The organism is Streptomyces sp. NPDC127106 (genome assembly GCF_042677605.1).
GTDB lineage: Bacteria > Actinomycetota > Actinomycetes > Streptomycetales > Streptomycetaceae > Streptomyces.
Genome location: NZ_JBHXTC010000105.1, coordinates 1 through 10686, shown reverse-complemented (window position 1 = coordinate 10686; position 10686 = coordinate 1). Strand labels below are relative to the sequence as shown.

Annotated in this window: 10 protein-coding genes; 4 read left to right on the top strand and 6 right to left on the bottom strand. The window is 74.6% G+C overall.

The features are described from left to right. Positions 1-91 precede the first annotated feature (91 nt). From ACFVGY_RS37040 to ACFVGY_RS37025, 4 genes are all read left to right on the top strand, one after another. A complete protein-coding gene (locus ACFVGY_RS37040; protein ID WP_385686792.1) occupies positions 92-400 on the top strand; it encodes a GNAT family N-acetyltransferase in 309 nt (102 codons plus the stop codon). Then, positions 397-1701: a lysine N(6)-hydroxylase/L-ornithine N(5)-oxygenase family protein gene (locus ACFVGY_RS37035; protein WP_385686789.1), complete on the top strand. Its 1305-nt coding sequence runs from the start codon at positions 397-399 to the stop codon at positions 1699-1701. Before ACFVGY_RS37040 ends, ACFVGY_RS37035 begins: the two co-directional genes overlap by 4 nt. A gap of 323 nt (positions 1702-2024) precedes the next feature. Further along, complete coding sequence (locus ACFVGY_RS37030; protein ID WP_385686786.1) at positions 2025-3155, top strand: molybdopterin-dependent oxidoreductase; 1131 nt, start codon at positions 2025-2027, stop codon at positions 3153-3155. A 16-nt stretch (positions 3156-3171) separates the two neighbouring features. Next, on the top strand, positions 3172-4545 hold the full coding sequence (locus tag ACFVGY_RS37025; RefSeq protein WP_385686783.1) for a rhodanese-like domain-containing protein: 1374 nt from the start codon (positions 3172-3174) through the stop codon (positions 4543-4545). A 24-nt stretch (positions 4546-4569) separates the two neighbouring features. On the opposite strand, the gene ACFVGY_RS37020 is transcribed toward ACFVGY_RS37025, so the two are convergent. The 6 genes from ACFVGY_RS37020 to ACFVGY_RS36995 all read right to left on the bottom strand — a co-directional run bounded on the left by ACFVGY_RS37020 (position 4570) and on the right by ACFVGY_RS36995 (position 10497). After that, the gene (locus tag ACFVGY_RS37020; RefSeq protein WP_385686780.1) at positions 4570-5328 is read right to left on the bottom strand and encodes a class I SAM-dependent methyltransferase; all 759 of its coding nucleotides are present in this window, start codon (positions 5326-5328) and stop codon (positions 4570-4572) included. Positions 5329-5336: 8 nt separating this feature from the next. Continuing rightward, complete coding sequence (locus ACFVGY_RS37015) at positions 5337-6572, bottom strand: aminotransferase class V-fold PLP-dependent enzyme (RefSeq protein WP_385686777.1); 1236 nt, start codon at positions 6570-6572, stop codon at positions 5337-5339. Continuing rightward, on the bottom strand, positions 6572-7891 hold the full coding sequence (locus tag ACFVGY_RS37010) for a pyridoxal-phosphate dependent enzyme (RefSeq protein ID WP_385686775.1): 1320 nt from the start codon (positions 7889-7891) through the stop codon (positions 6572-6574). The genes ACFVGY_RS37015 and ACFVGY_RS37010 overlap by 1 nt, the downstream gene beginning before the upstream one ends. Continuing rightward, positions 7888-9396 carry a Y4yA family PLP-dependent enzyme gene (locus tag ACFVGY_RS37005; protein WP_385686772.1) on the bottom strand — a complete coding sequence of 503 codons (1509 nt, stop codon included), beginning with the start codon at positions 9394-9396 and terminating at the stop codon, positions 7888-7890. Before ACFVGY_RS37005 ends, ACFVGY_RS37010 begins: the two co-directional genes overlap by 4 nt. 143 nt (positions 9397-9539) lie before the next feature. Then, a complete protein-coding gene (locus tag ACFVGY_RS37000) occupies positions 9540-10112 on the bottom strand; it encodes a GNAT family N-acetyltransferase (RefSeq protein ID WP_385686769.1) in 573 nt (190 codons plus the stop codon). A 25-nt stretch (positions 10113-10137) separates the two neighbouring features. Continuing rightward, positions 10138-10497 carry an ArsR/SmtB family transcription factor gene (locus ACFVGY_RS36995; RefSeq protein ID WP_385686766.1) on the bottom strand — a complete coding sequence of 120 codons (360 nt, stop codon included), beginning with the start codon at positions 10495-10497 and terminating at the stop codon, positions 10138-10140. Positions 10498-10686 lie beyond the last annotated feature (189 nt).

Sequence of the window (10686 nt, the reverse complement as noted above, 5' to 3'; positions counted from 1 at the left end):
GGCAGCACGTGCTGGTGCTCGGCGCGTCGGGCGGCGTGGGGACGTTCGCCGTGCAGGTGGCCAAGGCCCTGGGGGCCGAGGTGACGGGGGTGTGCTCCGCGACCGGCTCACCGAGCACTACGCCTACCACCCCCGCGACCTGGGCGTGCACATCGCCATCGGCGAGGAGCAGCGCACCGGCCGGGGCCTGGGCCGGACGCTGCTGCGCGCCCTGGCCGAGGGGCTGCTCGCCGCCGACCCCGTCTGCCGCCGGGTGGTCGCCGAGCCGGACGCGGCCAACACGGCCTCCCTCCGGGCGTTCGTCGCCGCCGGCTACCGCCGCATCCGGGAGATCACCCTGCCCGAGAAGACGGCCGTCCTGCTCTGCCACCCGCGCCGCGAGGAGGACCTGCCCCGATGACCGAACACGATGTGATCGCGATCGGCTGCGGCCCCTTCAACCTGGGCCTCGCCGCCCTCGCCCAGGCCGTGGACGGCCTCGACCTACTGGTCCTGGAGGAACAGCCCGAATTCACCTGGCACCGCGGGATGATGTTCGCGGACGCCTCGATGCAGGTGAACTTCCTCGCCGACCTCGTCACCCTCGTCGCGCCCGGCCACCCCCTGTCGTTCCTGCACTACCTCCACGACATGGACCGGCTGTACACCTTCACCGTGCGGGAGAACTTCTTCCCCTCCCGCCGGGAGTACGAGGACTACCTGCGCTGGGCCGCCGGCCGCCTGCCCTCCGTCCGCTTCTCCCACCGCGTCGAGGCGGTGCACTGGGAGCCCGGCCCCGAGCGCTTCGCCGTGCACGCGGTGCGCGGCGACGGCACCCGGCTGCGCCTGGCCGCACGCACCCTCGTCCTGGGCATCGGCACCGCACCCCACGTCCCCGAGGCGCTGGCCGGACTGCCGCGGGAGCGGCTGCTGCACACCTCGGAGTACCTGTACCGGGCGGCCGACGTACAGGACGCCGGCAAGGTCACCGTGGTCGGCTCCGGCCAGTCCGGCGCCGAGGTGATGGTGGACCTGCTGGGCCGCAACGTGGAGGGCGGCCCGGCCGCGGCCTGGCTGACCCGGACCCCGTCCTTCGCGCCGCTGGACTACACCAAGATGGTCCTGGAGATGACCACGCCGGCGTACATGCAGTACTTCCACACCCTGCCGGAACACGTACGGGACCGGCTGGCCGGCGAGCAGTGGCAGTTCTACAAGGGCATCTCCACCGACACCCTCGACCAGATCCACGAGCTGCTGTACCGGCGCCAGCTGGAGCACGGCCTCTCCGACGTGGAACTGCGCTTCGGCATCACCGTGGAGTCCGCCTCGGTCGACGCGGGGGGCCGGGCGGTGCTGGCGTGCCGGCACCGCGACACGGGGGCGGTCTTCGAGCACACCACCGACCTGGTGGTGGCCGCGACCGGCTACCGCAACCGGCCGCCCACCTTCCTCGACCCCGTCGAGCACCTGCTGCTGCGCGACGGCCGCGGTCGCTACCGGGTCCGCCTCGACCACTCCGTCGAGCTCGCCGAGGGCGTCGCAGGACGCATCTTCGTGGCCAACGCCGAAGTGCACAGCCACGGCGTCTCGGCGCCGAACCTGGACATCGGGGCGGTGCGCAACGCCACGATCCTCAACGCCGTCACCGGCCGCGAGGCCTTCCGCCTCCCGAAACGCAGCGCCTTCACCACCTTCACGGCCCCGCAGCAGCACCCCTGACGGCAAGGCCGTCGCCACGGTCGGGGGCACACAGCAGTCCCCGGTAGCCTTGCCGATCCCGAGGGTCGTCAGCCGTCGCCGACGGCTCCTCCGGTCGGCAGTCTCTGCCGGGGGCCTGGCCAGAGCCTGGACAAGTGTCACGCGGGCTCCCGGACGTCTCCGGGAGGCGGTGTGGCTCTTTCTGGTATTCCGGTGTAAGGACTACTTTCCTCCTCTATTGTCCCTAGTCAAGGGTTTTGTCGGAATTTTCCGCCGGTGACCCCGGACGTAAACTGGAGACCACCCGCGTCGTGTCAGGTCAGCGGCCCGACGGAGGTTCCGTGATGACGGCATGGCCCATCCCGCTCGGGTCCGGTGCCACCGGTTGGGCTCCCGAGACGGTGACGTCCGACCCGTACAACGCCCAGACGCCGGCGGCCGCACTGGCCGAGCCGGTCACGCCAGTGGCCGCCCTCTTCGTCCGCGACCACTTCGGGATCCCCGAGACCGCGCCCGGCAGCTGGCAGCTGTACCTGGGCGGCGCCGCGGCCGCTCCCTTCACCGTCGGATACGCGGACCTGCTCGCCCTGGAGCACCGGGAGTTCGACGTCGTCATGGAGTGTGCGGGCAACGGCCGCACCCTGATGACCCCCCGCCCGCCCGGCCTCCCGTGGGACCAGAGGGCGGTCGGCTGCACCCGCGTGGCCGGAGTGCCGTTCGTGCTCCTGGCCGCCCGGGCCCGCTTCGCTCCCCGCACCGTCGAGATCGTGTTCACCGGAGCCGACTCCGGCACCGTGCACGGCCGTCCCACCGCCTTCGAACGCAGCCTCCCCCTCGACGTGGCCCTCCACCCCGACACCCTGCTGGCCACGCACATGAACGGCGAGCCGCTCACCCCCGAGCACGGGGCGCCGGTCCGCCTGGTGGTGCCCGGCCGGTACGCGGTCGCCGACGTGAAGTGGCTGGTCGGCGCCCGCGCCGTGACCGAACCGTTCACCGGCGTCTTCCAGGCGGAGGAGTACCTGTACACCGACCCCCGCGGCACCCCCGAGGGCCCCGTCACGACCGTCCGGGTCAAATCGCTGATCACCACCCCCGAGCCGGACGCGGACCTGCGCCGCGGCCACGGGGTCCTGGTGCGGGGGCGGGCCTGGTCGGGCGGCGGCGTGCCCGTGCGCCGGGTGGTGGTGCGGGCGGAGTACGCCGGGGACGACGCCGACGCCGAGGGGCCCGGCGGCGGTGCCGGAGCCGGGGGCCCCGGCGCGGGCTGGCACCACGCCCGCCTCGAAGCCCCGGCCGGCCCCCACGCCTGGACTGCCTGGTCGTACTGGTGGACACCCGAACGGCCCGGCCCCTACCGGCTGCTGTCCCGCGCGACCGACGCCCGCGGCGACGCCCAGCCGGACACCGCGCCCTGGAACGCCCACGGCTACGGCTGCAACCCCGTGGCCCGCGTGGACGTGGTCGTCGTCTGAAGGACCCGGTGACCCGATGACCGAGATCGAGATCCTGACCACCGCCTCGCTCGGTGACACGAGCTACCTCCTCGTGAGCGGGGACGAGGCCGCCCTGGTCGATCCGCAGCGCGACAGCTGGGAACTGATGGAGTCCTGCGCCGGACGCGGCGTGCGGATCCGGTACGCGCTGGAGACCCACGTCCACAACGACTACCTCTCCGGGGCCCTGGAGGTCCGCGCCGCGACCGGGGCCACCGTGGCGGGCCCCGCCCGGGCGCCGTACGCCTTCGACCACCTCGGACTGGCCGAGGGCGACGAGATCACCGTCGGGGACGCGACCCTGCGGGCGATGGAGACGCCGGGACACACCGCCGAGCACACCTCCTACCTCGTCTTCGACGGTGTCCGCTTCGACGGTGTCCGCCCGGACCACCCGGCGGCCGTGTTCACCGGGGGCAGCCTGCTCGTCGGCACCGCCGGCCGCACCGACCTCTGCGGCCCCGGCCGCACCGAGGAGCTGGCCCGCGCCCAGTACCGCTCGCTGCGCCGGCTGGCCCTGCTGCCCGACGGCACCCGCATCCTGCCCACCCACGGCGCCGGCAGCTCCTGCTCGGCCGGCCCGGCGGCGGCGGAGCGGACCACCACCGTGGGCGCCGAGCGGCGCACCAACCCGGCGCTCACCGCCGCGGACGAGGAGGAGTTCGTCAGCGGGCGGATGGCGGGCCTGCCGCCGTACCCCGCCTACTACCACCACATGGCGCCGGTGAACCGGTCCGGCCCGCCGGTCCTGGGCGGCCTGCCCGCGCTGCGGCCGCTCACCCCCGCCGCGGTCGAGGGGCTCGCCGGGGGCGGCGCGCAGATCGTCGACGGCCGCGACCGCTCCTCCTTCGCCGCCGGGCACCTGCCCGGCTCGATCTGCGAGGAGCTCGACGACCGGTTCGCGAGCCTGGTCGCCGAGGTGGTGCCGTTCGGCACCCGCCTGGTGCTCGTCCTGCCCGACCCGGCCGGGGAGGCGGGCCGCGAGGCGGTGCGCCAGCTCCTGCGGATCGGCTACGACAACATCGCCGGGCACCTGGCCGGAGGCGTCGACGCCTGGGCCGCCGCCGGCCGCCCCCTGCGGTCCTTCCGGACCGCCGACGCCGCCGAACTCGCCGGCCACCTCGCCGAGCGGCGGGTCCTGGACGTCCGGCCCGAGAGCCCCGACGGCGGCATCCCCGGCGCCCTCGCCGTGCCGTTGGCCGAACTCCCCAGACGGCTCGGGGCGTTGCCCCGGGACCGGGAGATCTGGACGGTGTGCGGCAGCGGCCGCCGCGCGACCATCGCGGCCAGCCTGCTCGACCGGGCGGGCATCCCCGTCACGGCGGTGACCCGGGGCGGGGCGGCGGACCTGGTCCGGCCCGCGTCCTAGCGCCCCGCCGGCGCCCCGCGCGGGTCAGCGTACGGCGGCCAGGACGCGGCTGCTGCCGTACTGCCAGACCGTGCCCACGTGACGGAAGCCGGCCCGGCGCAGCAGCGCGGCATGGGCCGACACCGGCAGGTCGTCGGCAGCGCAGGGCGGGTGGCCGGCGGCGCCGGGGGAGGACAGCAGCGGGGCGAGCTCCGGGTCGGCCGCGGCCCCCGACCACCAGGACGACCAGTCCTCGTGGGTGAAGGCCAGACTGCGTTCGCTGTGGCGGCGGCCGAGGTCCTGCGCGAGGGTGCGGATCGGCGCCGAGTCGGGTGCGATGTGGTCGCCGTTGACGAACACCCCGCCCGGGCGCAGCCGTTCGGCGACGTCCCGGTACACGCCGCCGAGGGTGGCCCGGTCCAGGTAGTGCAGCGCCGTCGTGGAGACGGCCGCGTCCACCGGCCGGTCGAGACCGAGCGCGTCGAACCAGCCGGGCGCGCCGATCAGGGCCCGCACGTACCGCAGGCGGTCCCCGAAGTGCGCCCGGCCCAGCTCCAGCAGCAGCGGGTCCGCGTCGACGGCCAGCACCTCGGAGCCGGGCAGCCGGTCGGCCAGACGCGCGGCGAGCGTGCCCGGACCGCTGCCCAGGTCGAGGAGGAGGCGGCGGCCGGGCGTGGTGTGCGTGACGTGCTCGACCACGTCCGCGATGACCGTGAACCGCTCCTCGCGGTCCACCGCGTACCGCTGCTGCTGGCACTCCCAGCGCTCCACCCAGCGCGCGGCCGTCACTGCGCTCATATCCATAGTGAAAATCATTGCAGGTTGGTGAGCACCGTCAGCAACTCCTCCATCTCTTCGAGCGTGTTGTACACGTGCAGGCTCACCCGCACCGACCCGTCCCGTACACTTCGCCCGGCCTGGCAGTGGTCGTCGGAACGCACCATGAACCCGTGGCTGTACAGGATGAAACCCAGGTCCTGCGAGCCGATCCCGTGGTGCCGGAACGTCACGATGCTGCCCCGCCGTTGCACGCCGGATCCGGCCGCCAGGCTGGTCCGGCAACCGAGGACCTCGTACGCGGGCAGCCCGGCCAGCCCGTCGGTCAGCACGGCCGCCAGCGCCGTCGTCCACCGCGCGATCCGCCCCACGTCGGCGGCCCGGAGCCAGTCCAGGGCGGCCACCAGGCTCGCGATGCCCGCGGTGTTGGGCGTACCCGGCCAGCCGCCGGGGCGGAACGCCGGGCCGCGCGCGCCCCGCGCCCACACCGCGCCGGTGCCCGGCAGGGCGAGCGCCTTGTGCCCGGAGAACACCAGGAAGTCCACGTCCAGTCCGGCGAGCGAGACCGGCTGGTGGCCGACGCTCTGGGCGGCGTCCAGGCAGATCGGCACGTGCGGCCCGACCGCCTCGCGGACGCGGTGCACGTTCATGTCGGCGCCGTACACGTGGTGGACGTGCGTCGCGGCCACGAACCGGGTGCGCGGGCCGACGAGACCGGCCAGGGCCGCCGGGTCGTAGTCCCCCGACCCGGCCTGGCAGGGCAGCTCCCGTACGGTGATCCGCACCCCGCGCGCGGCCAGCAGGTCCCGCGCCTCCAGCCAGGGGTCGAGGTTCGCCCGGTGGTCGCCGAAGGGCACGACGATCTCGTCGCCGTCGACGAGCAGCTCCGGCAGCCAGTCCCGGGCGACCGTCCGCAGGCCTTCCGAGGCCCCGCTGGTGAAATGCACCGACGAGCGCTCGGGGTCCGGGTCCCCCAGGAACGCCTTCACCTGCTCGCGGGCACCCTCCACCAGCGCCGTCGTCGCGTTCGCCCACGGGTAGGAGCCGCGGCCGGAGTTGGCGTTGGAGCCGGTGAGGTAGGCGTGCACGGCGTCCAGGACCGCCTGCGGCTTCTGCGCGGTCGCGGCACTGTCGAGGTAGGCCTGACCGGGATGCCCGGCCACGATGGGGAACCGGGCGCGCAGCGGGCGCTGCCACCCGGCCAGCTCCCGCAGCTCCGCCCGCGGATCCGCCGGGGTCGGCGCGGGCGACGGGGTCGGCGGGGCGGCCATCAGTCGCGCACCAGCGGGGCGCCCGCGTCCCGCCAGGCGATGATGCCGCCCGCGAGGCTGCGTACGTCCGGATGCCCCATCCGGGTCAGCAGGGCCGCGTACCGCTGTGACTGCTCGCCCACCGGGCAGGCCAGCAACACCGGTCGGCTCGTGCTGAACGGCAGCCCGCCGCGCACGAGTTCGGCGAACAGCTCGTCCACGATGTTGACCGAGCCGTCGATGTGCAGCGCCCCGTACGCGAACGGTCCGCGCAGGTCGACCACCAGCGGCTGCCCCGACTCGACCCACTTGCGGGCCTCGGTCACGTCCATCGCGCGCACGGCGGCCACTTCGGCCTCGGTGACGGTGGCGGCGGAATTGCGCACGGCGGGCCGGCCCAGCAGCTCGGGGCGCCGCTGCCGGACGTAGCCCAGATAGCTCTCGGCCCGGTCACAGACGATGAACACGGCCGTCCGGCGTTCCGTCAGCCCGTCGTCCAGCGCCCGCAGATGACGGACCGCACCGTGGTAGGCGGCCCCGCCGGTCGGGCCGGAGAGCAGCCCGCAGCGGCGCAGCAGGACCAGCATCCCGTCGAGGGCCTCGTCCGCGCTCACCGCCTCGATCGCGTCGTACGCGGTCGGGTCGAACAGGCCCACCTCCTGCACCTCGTCGGCGGTGCGGATGCCCGGGATGAAGTCCGACTTCGCGCCGACGAGCCCGACCACCCGCACGGCCGGGTCGTGGGCGCGCAGCGCCCGGGCGACGCCGGTGGAGGAGCCGGCGGTGCCCACGCAGGCGATGAACCAGTCGGGGGCGCGGCCGTCCAGATCGGCGATGATCTCCGGGCCGGTGCCCTGCGCGTGGGCCTCGGCGTTCAGCGGGTTGAAGTACTGGTCCGTGTGGAGGTGCGCGCTCCCGGGGAGGCTGAGCTCCCGGTGGAACAGGGTCAGCGGGTCGGCGGTGTCCGTCGGGTCCAGGCATTCGCTCTGCCCGGGCAGCTCCTCGATCTCCGCGCCCAGCAGGAGCAGCAGGTCCTTGATCTCCGGGACGCGCATGCGGTTGGTGACGCTCTTGAACCGCAGCCCGTGCAGGCCCGCGATCAGGGCCAGGGCCTTGGCGGTGTTCCCGCTGGACAGTTCGACCACCGTCTCGCCGCCGGCCGCGGCACCGGCCAGCCGCTCGCGGACCATGTTCCAGGCGGGTCGGTCCTTCAGTGAGCCGAACGGGTTGAGCATCTCCAGCTTGGCGTAGAGATCGATGTTCCGCAGTCCGTGCACGTCCGGATCGATGCGCACCAGCGGGGTGTTGCCGATGGCGTCGGTGATGCTGTCGTACCTCATGTGCCTGATCCCCCCGTTTCCGTGACCGGCCAGTACTGCTCGTCGAGGCACCAGCGCCAGGCTCCGCCCTCCCCTCCGGCGTCGTCGGCTGCGGTGCCGGATCCGGCGGCTCTGACGGCCACCTTGCGGGCCACGGGCTGGCGTTGGGCCCGGGTGGCGGTGAAGTCCATGCAGTACCCGGCGGTGTTGGGGAAGGCGAGCAGGTCGCCCGGGCGGGGCCGGCGGGGCAGGAAGACGGTCCGCCGGGTGATCAGGTCGGCCTCCAGGCAGAGGCTGCCCATGAGGTGCACGCCGACGGGACCGGCTGCGTCGGCGGCGGGCGGGCCGCCGTCGCGGGGGACGAGGACCGGGTCCACGAGCACGCCGTGCTCCTCCAGGCCGACGTCGCCGGCGTTCAGCGCGAGCCGCACCCGCGGCGGGCCCCCGGCGTCCTCGCGGACCTCCATGACCCGGCCGAGGGTCAGCCCGCACTGGTCGACGAGGGCGCGGCCGGGTTCGGCGTACAGGTCGCACAGGCTCTCCAGCAGCAGCGTGCCCAGCGGGCGCCCCAGCCCCGGGGCCGGGAGGGAGAGCAGCTCGTCGAGGTAGGCGGCGCCGGCGGCCGGCCGGTACGCGGGGTACAGGGCGGGCGCGCCCTTGAGGACGCCGTTCTCCACCCGCAGGCCGTACCCGTACCCGCCCCAGGCCAGGGGGCCGCGCCGGCCGAGCACGGCCTCGGTGAGGGCGGTCGTCCAGCGCTCCCACTGGGCGGCGTGCGCGAGGTAGCTGATGCCGAAGCCGCCGCCGACGTCGATGGCCCGGGGCTGGAAGCCCCGCAGCCGCAGCTCGTCCACGGCCCGCAGACAGCCCTCCAGGGCGACGGCCTTCTCGTCCGTGCTGGTGGTGTCCAGGTGGTAGCCGACGCCGACGGGCTCCAGGGCGTCCCGCAGGGTGTCGAGCAGGTCGAGCAGCCGGGCCAGGTTCCGTTCGGGGGTGCCGAAGCGGGTGGGCCGGGACAGGGTGCGGGGGCCGGCCGCGCCGAACTCCGACAGGCGCAGCACGACGCGCAGCCGGGGCAGGCCGTACGTGCGCACCAGTCGGGCGGCCTCGGCGAGTTCGCCCGGCCCGTCGGCGTTCACGATCGCCCCGCAGCGGGCGGCGAGCCACAGGAAGGCGGGGTCCTTCGGCCCGGTCGCCATGATGCGGTCGCCGGTGAAGCCGGCCCCGAGGGCGTGCTGGAGCTCTTCCACGGAGGCGGCGTCCAGCCCGGCGCCGGTGGCGGCCGCGTGGCGGACCAGGGCGCTGGAGCCGGTGGCCTTGTGGGCGAACCAGATCCGGCCGGGCAGCCGGTGCCGGCGCATGACCTCGGCGAACGCCTCCTCGTTGCGTTCGAGCTCCTCGGGCAGGACGACGTTCAGGGGCGACCCGAGCGCGTCCACGAGGCCGTGCAGGAACGGCCCGGAGCGCAGCAGGGCCGCAGGGCCCGAGGTGAGCCGCGGTTCCAGGTACATAGGGGCGTCGCTCATCCCGGCCGTCCCTCCCCGACGACGCATGCGGACCCGCATCCGCGATCACTCGTACGGCTCCGCCCATCATCGCTCCCCGTCTGCCGCAGCTGAAGGGGGCGTGGGAGCACACGGGGGCGGTTGGCCGGATCAGGACGGCCGTTTCAGAGGGCGAGGCTCATCAGGACGTCGTCCCGGTCGTCCCCGGGCGCCACTCGCAGCGCACCAGGCCACCGGCCCACCTCCACCCACCCCAGCCGCCGGTAGAACTCCTCCAGCCCGCCCCCGGACCGGGCGCTGAGCTGCAGTCGTTCCAGGCCCAGCTCGTCGCGCGCGATCCCGGCCACGCCGGTCATCAGGGCACTGCCGATGCCGCGGCCACGCAACCCGGGGAGGGTCTGCAGGTGGTTGACCACCCCGCAGTGGGCCACCAGCGGGTGCGGGTCATGGCGCAGAACCAGCCAGCCGGACAGGAACCCGCCGCTGACGGCGAGGAGGATCCGGCACCGGGCCGGATCGAGTGCGCGGACCAGTCGGTCCACCGCGGGTGCGACGTCGGCCGCGGCCAGGGGCGGCATCGGCAGCTCGGGGGCGATCACCGCCCCGCCCGCGTTGACCACGGCCGTCCAGCAGTCCGTCAGCTGTCGTGCGGTGCCCGGCGGCACGGCCGCCGGGGTCGTCAGCTGCACCAGCTCGGGCATCTCGGGCAGCTCGGGTACCACACCTCGGGACGGCATGGGCCCCAGCCTCCCACGGCGGCGGTCAGTCGTGGGGTGCTTCTCCGCTCACCCGGTGGTCGGCGTGGCTCAGCGCCTCCAGGACCAGGCGGCGCAGGTGGCCGTCGCGGAGCCGGTAGTGGACGTGGCGCCCCTCCTTGCGGGACTCCACCAGCTGGGCCAGCCGCAGCTTGGCCAGGTGCTGGCTGACCGCGGTGCGCGAGGCGGCGCACTGCTCGGCGAGCGTGCCGACGTCGGACTCGTCCTGGGCGAGCAGCCACAGCAGGTGCAGGCGCGTGGGGTCGGAGAGCAGCGCGAAGACCGACGCCGCCTCGGCCAGCCGGGCACCGTCGGGAGTGCGCAGGTGCGAGGCGCTCGCAGGTGGCAGGGGATCGCTCAGGGCCATGGGGACAGCGTAGGGCCGGGTGGCGCGGTTGCGGCCGGGGCGGTGTGCGGACATCCGGTCGATCATGCATTCGTCATGTGCGCATCAGGCGGCCGTGCCCATCTCGGGGGCGGGGGGCCCCGCCCCGCGGGCCCCGGGGCCCGGGGGGGCCGCCGACACAGAGACGCCAAAACCGCTATACCAGCCCAC

What these genes read in the sequence shown, in the direction of transcription:
- ACFVGY_RS37035 (WP_385686789.1), top strand. Translation starts at nt 397, where the DNA reads ATGACCGAACACGATGTGATCGCGATCGGCTGCGGCCCCTTCAACCTG.
- ACFVGY_RS37030 (WP_385686786.1), top strand. Translation starts at nt 2,025, where the DNA reads ATGACGGCATGGCCCATCCCGCTCGGGTCCGGTGCCACCGGTTGGGCT.
- ACFVGY_RS37025 (WP_385686783.1), top strand. Translation starts at nt 3,172, where the DNA reads ATGACCGAGATCGAGATCCTGACCACCGCCTCGCTCGGTGACACGAGC.
- ACFVGY_RS37020 (WP_385686780.1), bottom strand. Translation starts at nt 5,328, where the DNA reads ATGGATATGAGCGCAGTGACGGCCGCGCGCTGGGTGGAGCGCTGGGAG.
- ACFVGY_RS37015 (WP_385686777.1), bottom strand. Translation starts at nt 6,572, where the DNA reads ATGGCCGCCCCGCCGACCCCGTCGCCCGCGCCGACCCCGGCGGATCCG.
- ACFVGY_RS37010 (WP_385686775.1), bottom strand. Translation starts at nt 7,891, where the DNA reads ATGAGGTACGACAGCATCACCGACGCCATCGGCAACACCCCGCTGGTG.
- ACFVGY_RS37005 (WP_385686772.1), bottom strand. Translation starts at nt 9,396, where the DNA reads ATGAGCGACGCCCCTATGTACCTGGAACCGCGGCTCACCTCGGGCCCT.
- ACFVGY_RS37000 (WP_385686769.1), bottom strand. Translation starts at nt 10,112, where the DNA reads ATGCCGTCCCGAGGTGTGGTACCCGAGCTGCCCGAGATGCCCGAGCTG.
- ACFVGY_RS36995 (WP_385686766.1), bottom strand. Translation starts at nt 10,497, where the DNA reads ATGGCCCTGAGCGATCCCCTGCCACCTGCGAGCGCCTCGCACCTGCGC.